Below are 18,620 nucleotides of genomic sequence, written 5' to 3' on the forward strand. Positions count from 1 at the left end.
CAATTTCAGACTGCGCGAGGATCCCTGCCGGGCGCAACAGACATTGCCGCAATGCAGCAATGCAGAAAGCGTGGAGCGGACGTCTCCTCTTCTACCGGCCCGACGCAGGCCGATCCTTCAAGGGCTGAAACGATGTCGCTTCGTGCCCGACACGATATCTTGAAGCCGGCGCGGCCCCAGCAATAAATGCGTGATGACGACCGTGAAATCGCGGAGCCTTCGGCAAGACACAGGCGACGACAGAAGGGGCTGCGGCTGACAGTCTCACGCCAGCGGCTTCAGCTCCTGGGCGATGGTGGGCAGCAGCTCCGAGACGGTGGGATGGATGTGCACGGCGCGCGCCAGTGTGTCGACCGGCGCCTTGGCGTACATCAGGTCGAGCACGCAATGCACCGCCTCGTCACCGCCCGGACCGAGCACGGAGCAGCCGAGGATCTCCCTGGTGTCGGCGTCCACGAGGATCTTCATGAAACCCTGCGTCTCGCCCTTTTCGACGGCGCGGCCGACACGGGTCATCGGCCGCTGGCCGACCAGGGCGCGACGTCCGGATTTCCTCACCGCCGTCTCGGTCATGCCGCAACGGCCGAGCGGCGGATCGATGTAGAGCGCGTACGCCTCGATGCGGTCGCTGATCCTGCGCGGATCCTTGTCGAGCAGATTGGCGGCGACGATCTCATAGTCGTTGTAGGAGGTGTGGGTGAAGGCGCCCTTGCCGTTGCAGTCGCCCATCGCCCAGATGCCTGGCACGCTGGTGCGCAGCTGGTCGTCGACGACAACCGCGCCGCGTTCGTCGACCTCGACGCCCGCCTTGTCGAGGCCGAGATCGTCGGTATTGAGCGTTCGGCCCAGCGCCAGCAGCACATGCGAGCCGACCGCGGGCGGCTGGCCCGTGGAGAAACTCACGGCAATGTCCCCGCCCTGCTTGGCGAAGCCGATGTCGTCGGCGCCGACATGGACCGCGATCCCTTCGTTTTCGAGGATCGACAGGATGGCGGCCGAGACGTCCTCGTCCTCGCGGCCGGTGAGGCGCGGGCTCTTTTCGATGACGGTGACTTCCGAACCGAAGCGGCGGAACATCTGCGCGAATTCGAGCGAGATGTAGCTGCCGCCGACGACGATCAGGTGGCGCGGCAAAACGTCGAGATCCATCATCGACGAGTTGGTCAGATAGTCGATGTCGTGGATGCCGGGCAGGTCCGGCACCGAGGCGCGGCCGCCGGTGTTGAGAAAGATCTTCTCGGCGGTCAACAGGTCGTCGCCGACGCGCACCGTGTTGGCGGATTCGAAGCGTGCATGGCCGCGATAGAGCGTGCAGCGCTCCATTCCGGCGATCCAGGTCTCCAGATTGCCACGGGCGTCGTTGGTTACCTTGTCCTTGCGCGCCTTGATCCTGCTATAATCGACCCCGACGGAGCCGGGGAACGTCACGCCATAGTCGGCAGCGCGCCGCGCCAGATGGGCGGCATAGGCGCTGGCGACCATGGTCTTGGTCGGCATGCAGCCGGTGTTGACACAGGTGCCGCCGACCAGCTTGCGCTCGATCAGCGCCACGCTCATACCGGCTGCCGCCAGGCGGCCCGCCAGGGGCGACCCCGCCTGGCCAGCGCCGATGATGATGGCGTCGAAGGTCCTTGCGTTCAAGGTCTGGGCCGTCATGCCACCGCCGCCACGATCAGCAGGCCGCCGATGATCGCCACCGCATCCTCGATGAAGGCCGCGGGCGGATCCTTGCCGAAAACGGCCGCCAGCCGGCCGCGCGCTTCGGCACCACCCAGGGTGCCGATGACCGCGCCGATCGCTCCGGCGATCAGGCACACGATGGTGGCGCCGCTGGTCGCGCCGATCACCGCGCCGCTGAACGCGCCGAGCAGAATGCGGGCGCCGAACTGCTGCGGCACCTTGCGGCTTGGCGTCGACGGCAGCTGGTCGGTGACCAGTTCGACGATGGCCAGGACGGTGAAGATGCCGACAGCCGCCCAATGGCCCATGAAGCTCGCCCAGGTGCCGGCAACCGGCAGCCAGCTGAGATAGGCGCCCCAGGCAACGGCGGCAGGTGCCGTCATGGCGCGCAGGCCGGCAATGACGCCGATCAGGAGTGCAAGAATGTAGAGCATGGTCGATCCCCCTCGATCCCGGGCCGGTACAGCCTTGAAACGGCAAGCTACCATAGGCCGGATATTTGGCTAGGCCGCAGACTCACAAGCGCACAGCCACGGCGGATCGAGGCAAGTCAGTTGGCTGATGGAGCGTTGATCGCAAATTGCGCGGCGAAAGCCCTGATATAAGCGGGCCGAGCTTCCCCGCGCGCCACATAGGCGGCCAGGTTTTGGTATTCATCCAGAATGCCTGACATTCTCAGTCGTAGCAGCACTGACACCATCAATAGATCGCCGGCGCTGAACGCATCATCGAGCCAGTCCGCGACGCCCAAATGCGTCGAGAGACAGTCCAGCCGGGCGCGAACACGGTCCTTTACCAGCGGCAAGCGCGCCTCGCTCCAGGGCTTGTCCGCTTCGAAAATTCTTGCCGTGGTCAATTCGAGGATCGGCGGCTCGATGGTGTTCAGCGCGGCAAACATCCACGTGATCGCTCGCGCGCGGGCGTTGCGCTCCTTCGGCAGCAGGCCCGCATGCTGCTCGGCAAGATGAAAGACGATCGAGCCGGTCTCGAACAGCGAGAGAGAACCGTCCTCATAGGTGGGGATCTGGCCGAAAGGATGGATGGCCAGATGGTCAGGCGCCTTCATGCCCGCGAAGGAAACAAAACGAACCGCGTAAGGCTGCCCCACTTCTTCCAGCGCCCAGCGAACACGCGTATCGCGGGCCAGTCCCTTCCCGCCATCGGGTGATCGTTCAAACGCCGTGATCGTGATTGTCATCGCATTTGTTCCTTGCCTGGGCGAATTTCTTCGGCTTCCTACCGAGGACGAATGAGCTTCCCGGAAATCGACATCGGTCCTGAACTATTTCATTGCCGGAGCAGATCGCGAATGGCCGCCAATCAGCAAGGCCGCGCATCCTGGTTTACGGATTTCACGTCAGTCCTCGCCTTGGCGCTGTTCGCAGTGATGTAAAAAAACGGAGGCACTGCCATGGTTCAGAGCGAACGCGCGAAAATGGCTGGTGGTGAATGGTATACGTGCCTGGATGACGATCTTGGCGCGTTGCGCGGCTTGGCCGCGGATGCGGTGTTCGAGCACAATACGCTGCCGCCTCGCCGACGCGGGAATCTCGGGCCGGCCCTGCGGACACTGCTGGGCGGCGTGGGCGAGGGTGCCCGCATCGAGGCGCCGTTCCATTGCGCCTACGGCTTCAACATCTTTCTCGGCGCCGGCACCTTCCTCAATGCCGGCTGCACCATTCTTGACACCGCGCCGGTGCGTATCGGCGAGGGGACGCTGCTTGGCCCCAATGTGCAGATCTATTGCGCCGAGCACCATAAGGAGGCGGCAAGGCGCCAGGCGGGGCTGGAGATCGCCAAGCCGGTCACGATCGGTGACAATACCTGGATCGGCGGCAGCGCGGTCGTCCTTGGCGGCGTCAGTATCGGCGAGGGCGCCATCGTCGGCGCCGGGGCGGTGGTGACGCGCGACGTGGCGGCGCACACGACCGTGGTCGGCAACCCGGCGCGGGTGGTCAGGCGGGGCTGACACTACGCGGCGGGAACCTGATCGTCGCTTCAAAACCGTCCCGTCGGCCGGATGCCGGTGAGGTCAGGACAAGCGTCGCATCGATCTGCTGCAGGATTTTGGTGACGATCGCCAGTCCCAGGCCTGATCCTTCGGCACGCGTCCCACCGCGTTCGAACCGTTTGACCAGACCGCCGGGAGCTGACGCCACCGGACCTTGGTTGATCACGCTGAGCCGGGCATCGTCAGTGATGCGAACGACAACCTCGCCGCCCTCGGCGCCATGCCGCAAGGCGTTCTCGATGAGGTTGCGCAGGATAATGGCCAATGCATCCGTATCGATCGCGGCCAACGCCTTGCCTTGGTCGGACGCTTCAATACGAAGCCGACCCCTGTTCTGGCCGTGCTGCTCGAAGTCGGCGACCACCAATGCGGCGACCGCGGCGAGATCGGCTGGCTTGCCGGCGATCGCTACTCCGGCGTCGGCGCGCGCCAGCTGCATCAGCTTTTCGGACAGGCCGGCGAGGTCGGACAGAGCCGCCTTGATCTGGCGCGGGCGTTTTCTTGCCGCCTCGTCGGATGTTTCCGCGATCAGGCGCTCCGTTTGTGCCAACGCGCCGGCGATCGGTGTGCGCAATTCATGCGCGGCGTTCGCCGTGAACTCCTTTTCAGCATCGAGCGCCATATGCAGGCGCCGCATCAGGCTGTTGACCGACTTGGCGATGGCGGCAAGTTCGGAGGGCAGGTCCTCGGTGCGGATCGGAGCAAGGTTGTCGCCGTGGCGGGCGCTGATTTCGCCGCGCAGTGTCGCGATCGGCCTCAGGAAACGCGTCAGGGTCAGCCACGCGACAAGTGCGCTCAACGGGATGAGAATGACCATCGGTATGAGGAAGCCGGTGGCGGCTTCGAGCGTTTCCTCATTGCGCCGTGAATCGAGCTCGGCGACCTGGATGAGTATTGTGCCGCTGACCGCGGGCTCGGTGTAGATGCGCCATCCGGCTGCCTCCGAGAAGCCCTGCGCGAGCTCAGCCGTGAGCGGCTCCGCGGGAGCGTCATGGGAATGCATGAGAACGCGGCCGCCGGCGTCCCGCACCTGGAAGATGAGGCGGCCGCCTTCGTCGTCCGAAACAGCCTCCCCCAGCCTGCGCGGCGATTGCGATGCCTCACGCCCGAACATATCGTCGATGACCAGCGGCAGCAGTCTGCGGGCTGCCTCCTGCATCGAATTGTCCATGGCTTCATTGATTTCGCGGTGCAGCGTGATGCTTCCGGTGCCAGCGGCGACCAGGCCAACAGCGACCGTGACGAGGATCAGCGACGACACGAGGCGACCGGCAAGGCTGCTGAAGACCTTCATGGGAGTGCAAGGCGGTAGCCCAACCCCCTCACGGTTGTAAGGACCTGGCGCCCGATCTTCTTGCGTAAGCGGCTGACATAGACTTCGACAGTGTTGCTTTCGATCTCCGCGCCGAAGGCATAGAGCGCCTCCTCGATCTGGTTCTTGCCGACTGTCATGCCGGGCCGGCGCAGGAACTGCTCCAGCACCGCCCATTCGCGCGATGTCAGCATGGCCTCCGTGCCGTCGATGGTAACGCGGCGCGCGGCCTGGTCGATTTCGACGGCTCCGAGCCGGATCAAAGGGTTGGGGTTTCCGGCATAGCGGCGCGCGACCGCGGCAAGGCGTGCAGACAACTCGCTGAGATCGAAGGGCTTGACCAGATAGTCGTCCGCCCCGGAATTCAGCCCCGCTATGCGGTCTGAGAGCTGGTCGCGCGCGGTCAGGATGATGACCGGCGTATCGGTGCCTTCACGACGCAGCGTTTTAAGGAATTCGAGACCCTTGCCGTCGGGCAGATGCAGGTCAAGCAGGAGGAGCATATAGGAAACTACACGGAGGTGATCGCAGGCACCGCCAAGCGTCGTGCTCCAGTCCACGGCGTGGCCGTCGGCGGCGATATGATCGCGCACCGCTTCGCCCAGCACCGGATCATCTTCGATCAACAGAACGCGCACTTCGCCTCCGTGTCGCTGCACACGCGCCTTCATGCGGCACGAGGCTGACAGGAAGCTGAATGAAAGCCAACTGAGGCTTTTGCACGATGCGATGCGTGTTCAGGCTGCTGTCAGGTTTCGCGGCCAAGGTCCTCGACATCGGAATTGGCCGATGGAGAAAATAAGATGAAGACCTTGATCCTGACCGCGCTGGTTATGGCTTTTGCCAGCCCGGCCTTCGCCGCCGACAAATGCGATGTGCCGACCGGCCAGTGGCAGCCGCGCGAAGCCTTGCAGAAGAAGCTTGAAAGCGAAGGCTGGAAGGTTCGCAGCATCAAGACGGAACACGGCTGCTATGAAGCCAAGGCGCTAGACGCCAATGGCAAGAAGCTGGAAGCCGTCTTCAATCCCAAGACGCTGGAGTCGGTCGGTGCCGATTCCGATGACGGTTGACGGCCATGAACGCCACTGTTTCGACACGAGAAACCTCGGTCGAGTCGACACGAGAGGCCTCGGTCGAGGTCTGGAGCCCCTACGTCCGCCTCTTTCACTGGTCGCTGGTCCTTTGCGTCGCGGTGGCGTGGCTTTCTTCAGGCGAAATCATGAAGGTGCATGAACTGGCCGGCTACAGTGCCGGGGTTCTGATTGCCTCGCGTTTGATCGCCGGTCTGGCGGGGTCGGGATACACGCGCTTCCGTCAGTTTGTGCGTGGACCGCGCGTGGTGAGTTCTTATCTCGCCGACGTGGCGCATGGCGATGAAAAACGCTATCTCGGCCACAACCCCGCCGGCGGTGCAATGGTGCTGGCGCTTCTGGCTTGCGTGGCAGGAATTGCGCTCACCGGCTGGATGCAGACCACCGATGCCTGGTGGGGCGTGGCCTGGGTCGAGGATACGCACAAGATCCTGGGCAATGGTGTCCTGGTGCTGATTGGACTTCATGTCGGCGGCGTGCTGTTCGCCAGTCTGCGTCATCATGAAAATCTGGTTCGCGCCATGATCACCGGCCGTAAACGCGCGGCCTCGCCGCAAGACGTTGGCTGACCGCGGAGAGCGGAAATGCAAGGGCACCCGCAGCGACGCGGCGCCCTTGCCGTTCGATCAAGATGACAGGTCCAGCGCCACCCGTTCGTCCTGATCGACCCGTCTGGAAAACTCGCGCCGATATTGCACCGGCGATGTCCTTAGCCGCGCGGCAAAATGTTGGCGCAAGGAAGTTGCGCTGCCGAAGCCGGCCTCGAAGGCGACCATGTCCATCGGCTTGTCCGTCGCCTCCAGCAGCCTCTGCGCCAGCGCGATGCGCTGGTCGGCCAGCCAGTCGCCGAAGCTGGTACCTGTCGTCTTCTGGAAACGGCGGGTAAAGGTGCGGCGGGTGAGACCGGCCGCGTCAGCGACGCTGTCGAGACTGTGCGGTTCGCCTGATGTCGCGCGCACCATGTCGAGAGCCTGGGTAAAGCGGTCGGCGGCCGGGCTCGGCGCTACCGGGCGTTCGATGAACTGCGCCTGTCCGCCTTGCCGGTGCGGCGAAAGCACGATGTGCCGGGCGAGCCGCAGTGCCGCCTCGGCGCCATAGCGGGCGCGCACGATGTGCAGGCAGCAGTCGAGCCCGGCGGCGACGCCGGCGGAGGTGACGATGTCGCCGCCGTCAACGTAGAGCACGTCCGCATCGACCGAAATGTCGGGATGGAGAGCCTGCAACTGATCCGTATAGGCCCAATGCGTGGTCGCCTTCCGTCCTGAAAGCAGGCCGGCGGCGGCGAGGGCAAAGGTGCCGAGGCAGAGGCCCACGATCAGCGCGCCGCGCCGGTGGGCGCGGCCGAGCGCTTCCTCGAGCGGTTTTGCCACAGGCGCTCCGAGATCCTTCCAGCTCGGGATGATGACGATATCGGCGTCTTCGAGCGCGGCAAGCCCGTGCGGGACCAGGATGCTCAATCCGGCGTCGGTCTGAATCAGCCCTTCCTCCACGCCGCAGACGCGGAAGTCGAAGCGCGGCAGGCCGAGCCTGGTGCGGTCGGCGCCGAACACCAGGCACGGCACGGAGAGATGGAACGGACTGATGCCGTCGAAGGCGAGGACGGCGATGATGGGAGCGGTCATGGGGCGGTTCCAGTGTGAAGGAGGATTGTCCCAATTCTTTCGTGTGATGTCAATCGGGCCACTGTTGGCGCCTCGGTCAGCAGGCTATCTTCGGTCCATCGCATTCAAGCCTGAAAGGAAACATCATGTCTGCCCCAGCCAACACCGCGCCGCGCCGCGCGCTGATCGTCGTCGACGTCCAGAATGACTATGACGGCGGCAACCTGGCGATCCAGTATCCGCCGTTCCGCGACAGCGTCGTCAACGTGACGCGTGCCATGGATGCCGCATCGGCAGCAGGCATCAAGGTCGTGGTCGTCAAGCAGATGGCGCCCGAGACGTCGCCGATCTTCGCCCGGGGCAGCCATGGCGGCGAACTGCATCCCGAGATCGCCAGGCGTAGCCGCGACCATTACGTCGAGAAGAACTTGCCAAGCGCCTTCACCGGTACCGACCTCGAGGACTGGTTGCGCGCCAACGCCATCGATACGATCGCGGTCGTCGGCTATATGACGCATAATTGCGACCTGTCGACCATCATCCATGCCGTGCATATGGGCTTCGCGGTCGAGTTCCTGTCCGACGCGAGCGGTTCGGTGCCTTACGCCAACAGCGCCGGCTACGCCTCGGCCGAGGAGATCCATCGCGTGGTGAGCATCATCCTGCAGTCGCGCTTCGCCGCGGTGCTCAAGACCGCCGAATGGATCGACTGCCTGGAGACCGGCGCGCTGCCGGAACGCGACACGATCCATGCGTCCAACCAGCGGGCGCTGTCGCGCAGCGCCGCGTAGGACTATCCGCAAACGAGAAGGGCGCCGCGGCGATGCGGCGCCCTTCTTGTTCTTGTCGAGATGAAAGATCAGAACAGGCCTTCGATCTGGCCGGCCTCGTTGAGGAAGATCTTTTCCGACGACGGCTTGCTCGGCAGGCCAGGCATGGTCATGACCTCGCCGCAGATGATGACGACGAAGCCGGCGCCGGCGGACAGCCTGACCTCGCGCACCGGCACGGTGTGGCCGGTCGGCGCGCCGCGCAGGTTCGGGTCGGTCGAGAACGAGTACTGTGTCTTGGCCATGCAGACCGGAAGGTTGCCGTAACCAGCATCCTCCCAGGCCTTCAACTGGTCGCGCACCGATTTGTCGGCGATGGCTTCCGAGCCGCGATAGATGCGCTGAACGATGGTGTTTATTTTCTCGAACAGCGGCATGGAGTCGGGATAGAGTGGCGCGAACTGCGAGGCGCCGGATTCGGCGAGCGCCACCACCTTGTTGGCAAGCTCCTCAATGCCGGCGGAGCCGTTGGCCCAGTGCTTGCACAGGATCGCTTCCTCGCCCATCGAGGCGACATAGTCCTTGAGCGCCTGGATCTCGGCGTCGGTGTCGGAATAGAAGTGGTTGATGGCAACGACCGCCGGGACGCCGAACTGCCTGATGTTCTCGATGTGGCGTCCAAGGTTCGGGCAGCCCTTCCTGACGGCTTCGATATTCTCCTTGCCAAGGTCTTCCTTCTTGACGCCGCCATTCATCTTCATGGCGCGCACGGTGGCGACGATGACGGTGGCGGCCGGCTTCAGCCCGGCCTTGCGGCACTTGATGTCGAAGAACTTTTCGGCACCCAGATCAGCACCAAAACCGGCTTCGGTGACGACGTAGTCGGCAAGCTTGAGTGCCGTCGTGGTGGCGACGACCGAATTGCAGCCATGCGCGATGTTGGCGAACGGGCCGCCATGCACGAAGGCCGGGTTGTTCTCCAGCGTCTGCACCAGATTGGGCTGCATGGCGTCCTTGAGCAGGACGGCCATGGCGCCATCGGCCTTGAGGTCGCGGGCATAGACCGCCGACTTGTCGCGGCGATAGGCGACGATGATGTCGCCGAGGCGTTTTTCCAGGTCCTTCAGGTCGGTGGCGAGGCAGAGGATCGCCATCACTTCCGAGGCGACGGTGATGTCGAAGCCGGCTTCGCGCGGAAAGCCGTTGGCGACGCCGCCGAGTGAGCAGATGATCTCGCGCAGCGCCCGGTCGTTCATGTCCATGACGCGGCGCCACACCACGCGGCGGGTGTCGATGCCGAGTTCATTACCCCAGTAGATGTGGTTGTCGATCAGGGCCGACAAAAGGTTGTGCGCCGTGGTGATGGCGTGGAAGTCGCCGGTGAAGTGGAGGTTCATGTCCTCCATCGGCACGACCTGCGCGTAACCGCCGCCGGCGGCTCCGCCCTTGACGCCGAAATTCGGGCCGAGCGAAGCTTCACGGATGCAGACGATCGCCTTCTTGCCGATGCGGTTCAGACCGTCACCGAGGCCGACGGTGGTGGTGGTCTTGCCTTCGCCGGCCGGGGTCGGGTTGATGGCGGTGACGAGGATCAGCTTGCCGTCCCTGTTGCCCTTCACCGACTTGATGAACTCGGCCGAAATCTTGGCCTTGTCGTGGCCGTAGGGCAGCAGATGTTCGGTTGGGATGCCGATCTTCTGGCCGATCTCCTGGATCTGCTTTTTCCTGGCGCCACGCGCGATCTCGATGTCGGACTTCACTTCGGCCATGACGGCGTTCCTCTGGATTGGACGGTGGAGGGGACGGGGTTGATCTTACTCGCAAGAAGGCTGGAGCCGGACGCGCAGGGCATCTAACCCTGTCGCTGCGGCGGCGTCAACTTTCATGCAACTATGTTTCCTATAGAGAAAATTCCTCTGCGGCGGCCGACCTATTCCCGGTTCTTTATGGCTCCGCTTGCCGCGCCGTATAGAAGCCAGAGCAGGGGCGCTTCCGCCGTCTCAAAACAGCCGCACAATGCACGGAATGCGACAGACGCGACGACGCAAATCCGCCATCGCGAGTGTTGCCGTGGGACAGCGCTACTGCGTCAGCACGTTGCTGATTTCAACCATGTTCGAGCGCACCCGAAGCACGTAGAAGCCCATCGTCGTCAGATGGGTGGGCAGCAGCCAGCCGTCCTCGCGGCCATTGGCGATGATGAAGGGCTGGATGCGCAGGGCCGACACGAACTGCGCGTCCATCGTATCCCACAGGCTCTGCAGGTGCTTTTCCTTGATGACGTCCTCGAAGTCGGCCTGGGCGCCCTTCATCAGGCCGTAATAGGCATAGAGCTGGCCATAGGCGAACCAGTAGCGGTCGTCGGCGCGGGTGTCGAACCAGCCATTGTTGTGGTTCTCGGCACGCTCCTTGAGGATGGCGGAGGTCGAGCCGATGTCACTGGCGATGCGATCGATATACTGCTTCAGATTGTCGGCGCGGGCATCGAAAGTGGCCTGGCAGGTGGCGAGCCGGGCATTGAACGAACGCAGCTTGCGCACGGCGTCGCGATAGTAGCTCGGCGTCGGTGTCTTCGGTCCAAACGGGCTCACGCCGAAATACCAGGTATACTCGTCGAACTGCAGATTGCCACGCGCGTCCTGCAGGTCGGCATCGATCTGCGAGGTGGTGCGCACGCGGCCGAGATTGTCGGCAAGCTCGGTCGCCGTGCGTCGCACCGCCTGGTTGATGCCGCGCTGGAAAGAGGCCTTGTTGTCCATCCACGGGGTGTTGTCCCAGTCGATGCCGAACAGGCCGAGCTTGTAGAGGATCATCGACGAGATCCAGGCATTCTGGTTGACGTTGAAGTCAGTCAGGTCCGCCGCCACCTGGGCGATGCCGGAGTTGCCGCAAGTCTTGGCCGTGTCGGTGCCGGCGCCGGCGGCCACCTGTTCACCGGCGGAAACGTTGCGCTTCTCGAACGTATAGGTGTCCGGGTAGTTCGGGTTGAACCTGTTCCACCACTGGGTGGCGTAGAAGAAGTTGGCGTAAAGGCCGATCAGCACCAGCAAGGCTAGGCCGACGACGGCCTTCAGGATCCAGCCGCGCTGCGTATACCAGCGGCCGGCCCACAAGAAGGGCCACAGGATCACGCCGATCAGAAGGCCGATGCCGCGGCCGATCCACTGGAACAGCTTGACGAAGAAGTTCACGATCGGGTCGAGCATGGCTGTATCACCCCCTCAGCACGATGCCAAAAAGTTGCAGGCTTTTTGGATAACATCATGCACCAAAACAACAAGTTAGAACGGAATGACGGTTCATATCGTTCTAGTCGGTCAGGCCGTAGAGGCGTGTGCGAAACGCCACCTTTTCCTTCAAATATGTGGTTTTCAGAACGTCCACAACATGCGATCGCCAAGCGTCGCTGAAGCCGTCATAGTCCTTGTAGAAGCCGTCCTTGTTGAAGATGTAGCGCGAGACGAAGTCAGACGGCACGAAATCCGAGATCAGCCGGTTGGTCAGCCAGGCGTCGGGATGATCCGGCTTGGCGCGGACCACCAGGAAGCGCTGTTGCGGGAAGACGTCCTCGATCTTGAGGTGGCCGAGCTGGGCGATCTCGCGCTTGGCGGCGTTGAGGAAGGGAAAATTGCCGTCCCTGGTGATCAGGTCGGCATGGCTCTGGATCCAGGTCTGCAGCCAGACCTTGTCGACATCGGTCAAATTGCGGTTCGGCTCGGCGTCGCGGATCAGCGCGCGCACCACCATTTCGGCGCGGTGCTCGAGATAGCCCGAGGTTTCGATCCAGGAGGCGCGCGGCAGTTCGATGCGGCCGGTGGCGGCCAGGAATTTGAACACCTTGTCGGCGTCCTTGATGGAGAGATAGCTCACCTGCCAGGGCCGCGAGCGGCGGAAACCTGGAGCCGCCGGATCGCTGATCACCGTCGTCATGTCGGGATCGACGAACACGTAGAGGCCGCCGAAATGGCTGGTCCAGTAGGCGTTGTGGCGGAAGATCACCTGGTCGGGCACCAGCGCGTTCTCCCTGATGTCGCCGCAGACCTTGGCGAGTTCCACCATGCGGGTCAGCATGGCATTGTCGCGCCAGGCGTCGGGCTCCTGCTTCAGCCGGTCGACGAGCTTGCCGAGCTCGGCCGCCTTGCCCAGCACGTCCTCGGCCGACAGCACCTTGAACTCGACCTGGCTGATCGACAGCAGGTCCTCGATGTCGTTGACCTTGGGAACGGAATCCTCCATCTCGCCGTAGATCACGTCCTTGATGGTCAGCGCGTCTATGGCGCGCTGGTTCCTGGACATGAATTCGAACATCAGCTGCGAGGTGTTCGAGAAGGCCGTGTGCACCACCGGCAGGTCGATCTGCGACGGCGTCAGGATGATGAAGCGGCGGTTGACCTCGTTGGGATCCAGATAATCGTAGTCGCCACACTCCTCGGCCACTTCGGGCGAAAAGCCGGTGCGGTCGATCTGGAAGCTCTTCAGCCTGGTGGGCTTGAGTCCGAAAGCGGCCAGAGCCTTGTTGTAACGCTGGATGAGATGCGGCTCGTCGACCGTGAGCAGCCGGCCGTAGATGAGCTCGTTGTCACGAAGGAGGTCGGGTTTTTTGCTCATCTTGCCTTCTCCCCGTTCACGGGGAGAAGGTGCCCGAAGGGCGGATGAGGGGCGGCGCAAACGCTCATCATCTCGTCTCCAAGATTGAAGGCAGAAACTTCGCGTCGATGCCAATCATCTTCTTGTTCAGCCGACCATCCACGGCCGCAACGATGGTCTCCAATACGCTCTTTCGGCCGCTCAAAACATCAGCGTGCCAAATCCTCAATACCGACCAACCATTAGCGTTCATCGTTTCGTCCCTGTAGCGATCCCGGGATCCACCTGCATGCTGGCTGCCATCGACCTCCACGACCAGATTAGCCTCACGACAGGCAAAGTCGGCGAAATAGGGCCCGATGGGCAGTTGGCGAATGAATTTGTGGCCATTCAATCGTCGCCCACGCAGTTCATGCCAGAGCTTTTCCTCGGCATCGTTCTCGATTTTCCGAAGCTCGCGGGCTCTTGCCACCTTGGGTTCGTTTCCACCACGCATGGCGCTGCCCCTCATCCGCCCTTCGGGCACCTTCTCCCCGTGAACGGAGAGAAGGAAGAAGAGCTCGCCTCACGCATTCCACAGACCCTTCTTCTTCATCTCCTCCATCTCGCGCGCTGCGCGTTCGCGCAGCCTTGCGTCGCGCAGCAGCTTCTCCACCGCGGCATCGTCGGACTTGTCGGAATAGCGGAACTCGGAATCGGCGTAGCGGTTGATCTCCTGCATGACCATGGCAAGCGAGAACGGCCCGCGCAATTCCTCGATCATCGCCTTCTTGTCGTCGTAGCTCTTGTGCATGAAGGCTTCCGGCTTTTCGAACCAGTCGTCGGGAAGCTCGATGTCCATGGCACGCATCTTGATGGCGTCGGTGACGTTCTTGATGGCGCGGCCGGTGAAGCGCGGCTCGGCGTCCTTGATCAGGTGCAGGTAGGTGCCGATGTCGGCCATGGTCCTGGGCGCGCCATTTTCCTTCATATAGCGCTCGTAGACCCGCACCAGTCCGTCCTCCCGCGGCTTTTCATGCTCTTCATAGGCTTCGGTCACGGCGCGCTGGATCTCCTGCGCGGCGTAGAGTTCGTGCTTGCCCAGGGGGATTTCGTGGTTCTTGCCGGCGAGCAGCACGAAAATGTCGATATAGTCGTCTCGGGTCTGCGGCCCGTCGACCAGCCAGCGGGCGCCGGCGCGCTGGCGCAGCGCATCGTCGACATTTTCGGGATAGTTGGAAAACATGCCGAACGAGCAATTGCCACGCACCACGGTGGCAGCACCGGCGAAGGCGTCCATCAGCACGCCGGTGATCTCCTGCTGGCCGGCCGATGCGCGGTCGTCGGAACGGCGGGCGGCCACCTGGTCGATGTCGTCGATGGTGCCGAAGCCGATGACGCGCGGGTTCAACACATTGTTGATGAACTGGCGGCAGTTCTGGCCAGACTTGCCTTGGTAGGACGAAATCTGGTCGACGCCGAAATTTTCATAGGCAAAGGGATAGCCGGCGACCTGGCAATAGCCGTTGACGAGGCCGGCGATCATCTGGATCAGCGTCGTCTTGCCGGTGCCGGGCGCGCCGTCGCCGATGAAGGTGAACAGGAAGCCGCCGAGCTCGACGAACGGGTTCAGTTCACGCTCGAAATCATAGGCCATCAGCATCTTGGCGAGCTTGACCGACTGGTATTTGGCGATGTGGTTGCCGACGACCTCTTCCGGTTTCTTGAAGGTCATCACCAGCGGCTTGGAGCGCTTGCCGGGCGCGACGTCGAAGCCGTCGAGGGTGAAGTCGTCGGCGTCGATGCGGATATGGGCGTTCTCGAACGGGCCGATGCCGTCGAAGCGGCTTTTGCGCGCCAAAAGCCCGTCGATGGCGACGCGGGCGAAGGCGCGCGCCCTGGTCGTCAGGTCGCCGTCGTCCGTCGAGCCCGCTATCGCCTTGTCGAGGCCGGCCAGGATCGATTTCACCGCATCCTGGGGCGTGTCGAACAGGAAGTCCGGCTCGGGGATATCGTTCGGCGCCTCGCCGTCGCTATCGATGAGCTGGAACAGATACGAGGCGAGGCTGAAGGCCGAAATATAGGCCGAAGCCGACAGCAGTTTCTTGAAGGTGGACGCCTCGTCGCCTTCGAGCGGCGCGCGGGTGTTCCTGGCCTGCAGGCTTTCGAGATCGGAGCCTTCGGCGAAGACGTCCGATACCGCCAGCGCGATCGCCGTGCCGCGCCGGGCGCGAAAGAGCAGCGTGTGCTGCGGGATGGTCAGCAACTGGTCGTCGGGATGAACGGCGCCGACCGTCTTCGACAGCTCGACCTCGCGGGTGCGGCGCACCGAACCGACCGAGACGGTGGAGACGAAGCGGCGGTTGGTGCCGGCCAATGCCGTACCGGATTCGCGCGATGGATCCTCCAGCACGACGATGCGGGTGATGAAGCTCTGCGCGGTGGCGCGGTGTTTTTCGATAGCCGCTTCCGGGATGGTGGTCAGGCCGGTGTCCATGAAGGGTGCTCCGTGGTGTGACGGTCAGACGTCTGAGATGACCTGCCCATTCGATAGGATGTGAACCTTGTAGCCGCCAAAGATCTTCTGTGCTTCGCCGGCGGCGTAAAGCGCCTGGTAGGCTTCGTGCGGGATCAGCGCGTGGTTTTCGTAGCTCGACACGCCTTGGCGGGCGGCTTCCAGGTCGTCGGTGTTGATGAAGAATTCCTGCGTCGTCTTCTCGCTGGAGAACAGGCCCTTGCGGCCGGGCTTCTCGCCCTTGGAATAGACTTCCTGGATGGTCCAGGTCAAAAGCCAGGCATTTTCGGGCTTGCGCACCTTGGCCAGCACTTCCGTCACCGTCGAGTTGTTGTCGGTGATGCCTGCCGAGTAGAAGGGGCCAAGCACCACCCGCCTCAGCTGCTTGGGGTGCAATGGCTCGAAATCCTTGTCGAGATTGACCGCGATGGTCGCCGGCGACAGCGTATAGGCCGAATTCTTCTCGGTGAAATCGTCGAAGCGGTGGGCAAGCTCGGGGTTGAGCAGGCCGTCGACGGGCAGCGGAATGTCGACCTTGTCGTTGAGCTTGCCGCTCCGGTCGACAAGCTGACGGACCATGCTTTCCGAGGAATCCTCCACCGTCACCATATAGACCAGAGGCAGGTTGGCGCTGCCGTCGAAGCTTGCCCAGTGGACGAGGTAATAAGGCCGCGCCGTCTTCGGATTGACCGACACCTTGGCCGTCTGCGCCAGCGTGAACGGACCGAAGGTCTGCTCGCTCTTGACGTCTTCGAGATAGAGCCGCTCGGCCATCGATTTCTGCAGCGCCTCGGGAAACTCCTTGTGGCGCAGGATGAAGTCGGCCATCTCCTCGCGCAGCTCGCCGGCCTGGGGGATGTTGGCGAGCCGCGCGTCGGCCTGCAGGCGGTCGTTTTCCAGTTCAAGCAGGTTCTGGAACACCGGGTAGCCGCTCTCGGCGCGCGAAATGCGGAACGTGTCCATGAAGCCCAGCCGGTTGCGCCAGCAGGAAAAGGACTTGTCGAGCCGAGCGATGTACTCGGCAACGATCTTGGCGACGATGCCGTGTCGGTAAAGCGGCGAGCGGTCGTCGCGCATGAACACTTCAAGGCCGCTGAGCGCGGCCGTGATTGCCGAGAAATACCGCGCCGCGGCGTCGTTTTCGGGGGTCATGCTGTCAGTCCTGGGATTGTCGCACCGATGCGCGCGGCAATTATGACTGCACGTAGTTGGCCGAATTGTGCTTCTTCAGCACCTCGTCGAAGCGGCGGGCAAAGGCATCGTCGGCCAGCTTCTTGCGGCGCTGGATGTCGGCGCTGGCGACCATGTTCTTCTCGTGCATCTCCAAGAGATCGCCGATGTGCTTCTGCGAGGCGGCGCCGATGCCGGCCATGGTTTCCTCGGCCGTGTTGTCGACCTGGCTGCCCAGCGTGTTGATCTTGTGGGCGACGTCCTGCTGGGCGGCGGTCTTCAGCGAGTCCTCGAGCGCCTTGTAGAGCACGATGCGCTGTTCGGTATCGATGGTCAGCTTGTTGATCAGCGTCGACTGCGCGGCGATCTGGTTGTTGAGCGAATCGACGAAGGTCTGGAACATCGAAGTATAGCGCTCCAGCGTCTGGCTTTCGGCCAGCAGCTCCTGCTCCTTCGCCTGCTTTTCATTGTATTCGGTGGCGAGCTTGGAACGCTCGCCCTCGAGCTGCGTGCGGTCTTTCTGGCTGGTCGAGGCGGCGATCCTGTTTTCGATGTCGAGCAGCATCGGATTGAGCTCCTCGATGCGCTTCTGCACGGTTTCGAGGTTGGTCATGGTGGTCTTGCGGCGCTCGATCACCTGCGACAGGCTGGCCTCGGAGGTCTTGTAGCGCTGGTCGAGAATTTCCTTCTGCGCCTTCAATATGCCGACGATGGTATCAGACTTGGCCAGCAGCTCCTGCAGGTTGCCGGCGAGCGACATGTTGCGGACGCGATCGGTGCGCATGCGCTGCTTGCGCTGCGCCGAAAAAACGCCGACGAAGTTTTCCCAGCCGGTATAGTTCTTCATGCTCTCGAACTCGGCGCCGAAGACGTTGGTGGCGTCCTCCAGCCCGATGATCAGGTCGGCGATGTTGCCTTCCATCACCTTCTGCTGCTTCAGTACATCCTCAATGCGGGCGTTCTCGATGTCGAAATTGGCGTCGCCGATCTTCTTGTCGGCGGTTGCGAGCGTGTCGAGCACGGTGCCGGATTGCTCGATCTTGGTGCGCATGTCCTGGACGACCTGCTTGGTCTTGGCAATTTCGGCATCGAAATTCTGCAATGTCGCCATAGGGGCCTCCCGCTTCGGCTTCCGCTCGCTGGTTGCGAACAGCGGCGAATATATGTGGGGTATCAGGGGATTGAAAGACGTGAAGACAGTGCATGGCGCGAAAACAAATATCCGGCCGAACCCTTGAAAGCCAGTGGAGCCGTGGTCATGGCGTGATCAACTGGCAGGCCAAGCCTTGTTCAGCTGATTTTGAACTTTGATGCCGGCAAAGCAATCAATCCACGCGGAAGCGAATGGCTCCTAAACTCGACAACAACTGGCCATTTGCAGCCCCACCGGCGGCACAAGTCGGCCCATCCGACGACGAACGGCGTCTGCTCAGGGTTTGGGGTCGGCCTTCAGATAGGCGACGACGTTGGCGATGTCGTCGTCATTGCTGAGGCCGCCAAAGGCCATCCTGTTGCCGGGCACCTTCAGCTTGGGCGATCTGAGGTATTCGGCAAGATTTGCCTCGTCCCAGACGAGGCCGGCAGCACCCGCGCTCTTCATGGCGTCCGAATAACGGTCGAGGAAGCTTTCGGCGGTTCCCGCCTTGCGGCCGACGACGCCCATCAGATGCGGGCCGACCTTGTCGCGGTCGGACGCCGCCTCATGGCAGGCCATGCATCGGTTGAAAACATGTTTGCCCAGCACAGGATCGCCCCCGGCCCGGGCGGTAACGGAGGTGGCAAGCAAAAGAAGGCTGGCGGACAAGGCGGCTCGAAGCATGGCTGACCCCGGGAGGCTCTGGCTGAGGGTGGGAAAATAGGGCGCTGGCCTTGACAAAGGCACCATAGAACGGCGCGGCCGACAA

The 18,620-nt window shown here is 62.9% G+C and carries 18 protein-coding genes; 4 read left to right on the forward strand and 14 right to left on the reverse strand.

Features of this window, described 5'->3' with window-relative positions:
- Positions 1–264: 264 nt before the first annotated feature.
- From FJ527_RS12035 to FJ527_RS12045, 3 genes are all read right to left on the reverse strand, one after another.
- Positions 265–1,641, reverse strand: coding sequence for an FAD-containing oxidoreductase (locus FJ527_RS12035; RefSeq protein ID WP_140823307.1), 1,377 nt, complete (start codon positions 1,639–1,641; stop codon positions 265–267).
- An 11-nt stretch (positions 1,642–1,652) separates the two neighbouring features.
- Positions 1,653–2,114 (reverse strand): DUF4126 domain-containing protein, encoded by a 462-nt coding sequence (locus tag FJ527_RS12040; RefSeq protein ID WP_140713588.1) that lies wholly within the window; start codon positions 2,112–2,114, stop codon positions 1,653–1,655.
- Between the two features lie 116 nt (positions 2,115–2,230).
- Positions 2,231–2,878 carry a glutathione S-transferase family protein gene (locus FJ527_RS12045; RefSeq protein WP_140713590.1) on the reverse strand — a complete coding sequence of 216 codons (648 nt, stop codon included), beginning with the start codon at positions 2,876–2,878 and terminating at the stop codon, positions 2,231–2,233.
- A gap of 213 nt (positions 2,879–3,091) precedes the next feature.
- On the opposite strand from FJ527_RS12045, the gene FJ527_RS12050 reads away from it, so the two are divergent.
- A complete protein-coding gene (locus FJ527_RS12050) occupies positions 3,092–3,649 on the forward strand; it encodes a sugar O-acetyltransferase (protein ID WP_140823194.1) in 558 nt (185 codons plus the stop codon).
- Here FJ527_RS12050 and FJ527_RS12055 read toward each other — a convergent pair.
- Together FJ527_RS12055 and FJ527_RS12060 are read right to left on the reverse strand one after the other, a co-directional pair.
- Positions 3,636–4,985 carry an ATP-binding protein gene (locus FJ527_RS12055; RefSeq protein WP_140823195.1) on the reverse strand — a complete coding sequence of 450 codons (1,350 nt, stop codon included), beginning with the start codon at positions 4,983–4,985 and terminating at the stop codon, positions 3,636–3,638. The two genes, FJ527_RS12050 and FJ527_RS12055, sit on opposite strands and share 14 nt — an antisense overlap.
- Positions 4,982–5,641, reverse strand: coding sequence for a response regulator (locus FJ527_RS12060; protein ID WP_140823196.1), 660 nt, complete (start codon positions 5,639–5,641; stop codon positions 4,982–4,984). The genes FJ527_RS12055 and FJ527_RS12060 overlap by 4 nt, the downstream gene beginning before the upstream one ends.
- A gap of 165 nt (positions 5,642–5,806) precedes the next feature.
- Between FJ527_RS12060 and FJ527_RS12065 the strand changes: the two genes are divergently transcribed.
- Positions 5,807–6,073 (forward strand): PepSY domain-containing protein, encoded by a 267-nt coding sequence (locus FJ527_RS12065; RefSeq protein ID WP_015316032.1) that lies wholly within the window; start codon positions 5,807–5,809, stop codon positions 6,071–6,073.
- Positions 6,074–6,078: 5 nt separating this feature from the next.
- The gene (locus tag FJ527_RS12070) at positions 6,079–6,663 is read left to right on the forward strand and encodes a cytochrome b/b6 domain-containing protein (protein ID WP_140823197.1); all 585 of its coding nucleotides are present in this window, start codon (positions 6,079–6,081) and stop codon (positions 6,661–6,663) included.
- A 57-nt stretch (positions 6,664–6,720) separates the two neighbouring features.
- On the opposite strand, the gene FJ527_RS12075 is transcribed toward FJ527_RS12070, so the two are convergent.
- Entirely contained in the window at positions 6,721–7,716 is a 996-nt protein-coding gene (locus FJ527_RS12075) for a helix-turn-helix domain-containing protein (RefSeq protein ID WP_015316034.1), read from the reverse strand.
- Between the two features lie 125 nt (positions 7,717–7,841).
- Between FJ527_RS12075 and FJ527_RS12080 the strand changes: the two genes are divergently transcribed.
- Complete coding sequence (locus FJ527_RS12080; protein ID WP_140823198.1) at positions 7,842–8,486, forward strand: cysteine hydrolase family protein; 645 nt, start codon at positions 7,842–7,844, stop codon at positions 8,484–8,486.
- Positions 8,487–8,554: 68 nt separating this feature from the next.
- On the opposite strand, the gene FJ527_RS12085 is transcribed toward FJ527_RS12080, so the two are convergent.
- The 8 genes from FJ527_RS12085 to FJ527_RS12120 form a co-directional block, all read right to left on the reverse strand.
- On the reverse strand, positions 8,555–10,234 hold the full coding sequence (locus tag FJ527_RS12085; protein ID WP_140823199.1) for a formate--tetrahydrofolate ligase: 1,680 nt from the start codon (positions 10,232–10,234) through the stop codon (positions 8,555–8,557).
- Positions 10,235–10,546: 312 nt separating this feature from the next.
- On the reverse strand, positions 10,547–11,671 hold the full coding sequence (locus FJ527_RS12090) for a DUF2333 family protein (RefSeq protein WP_015316037.1): 1,125 nt from the start codon (positions 11,669–11,671) through the stop codon (positions 10,547–10,549).
- A 103-nt stretch (positions 11,672–11,774) separates the two neighbouring features.
- On the reverse strand, positions 11,775–13,073 hold the full coding sequence (locus tag FJ527_RS12095) for a DUF6638 family protein (RefSeq protein ID WP_140823200.1): 1,299 nt from the start codon (positions 13,071–13,073) through the stop codon (positions 11,775–11,777).
- Between the two features lie 67 nt (positions 13,074–13,140).
- On the reverse strand, positions 13,141–13,548 hold the full coding sequence (locus FJ527_RS12100) for a DUF559 domain-containing protein (protein ID WP_015316039.1): 408 nt from the start codon (positions 13,546–13,548) through the stop codon (positions 13,141–13,143).
- A 69-nt stretch (positions 13,549–13,617) separates the two neighbouring features.
- Entirely contained in the window at positions 13,618–15,528 is a 1,911-nt protein-coding gene (locus tag FJ527_RS12105; RefSeq protein ID WP_140823201.1) for an ATP-binding protein, read from the reverse strand.
- 24 nt (positions 15,529–15,552) lie between these two features.
- Positions 15,553–16,698: a hypothetical protein gene (locus FJ527_RS12110; protein ID WP_140721661.1), complete on the reverse strand. Its 1,146-nt coding sequence runs from the start codon at positions 16,696–16,698 to the stop codon at positions 15,553–15,555.
- A 40-nt stretch (positions 16,699–16,738) separates the two neighbouring features.
- Complete coding sequence (locus tag FJ527_RS12115; protein ID WP_023781403.1) at positions 16,739–17,827, reverse strand: hypothetical protein; 1,089 nt, start codon at positions 17,825–17,827, stop codon at positions 16,739–16,741.
- Between the two features lie 318 nt (positions 17,828–18,145).
- Entirely contained in the window at positions 18,146–18,535 is a 390-nt protein-coding gene (locus FJ527_RS12120) for a cytochrome c family protein (RefSeq protein ID WP_140823202.1), read from the reverse strand.
- Positions 18,536–18,620 lie beyond the last annotated feature (85 nt).

This window comes from Mesorhizobium sp. B2-4-18, from assembly GCF_006441385.1.
Taxonomy (GTDB): Bacteria; Pseudomonadota; Alphaproteobacteria; order Rhizobiales; family Rhizobiaceae; genus Mesorhizobium; species Mesorhizobium australicum.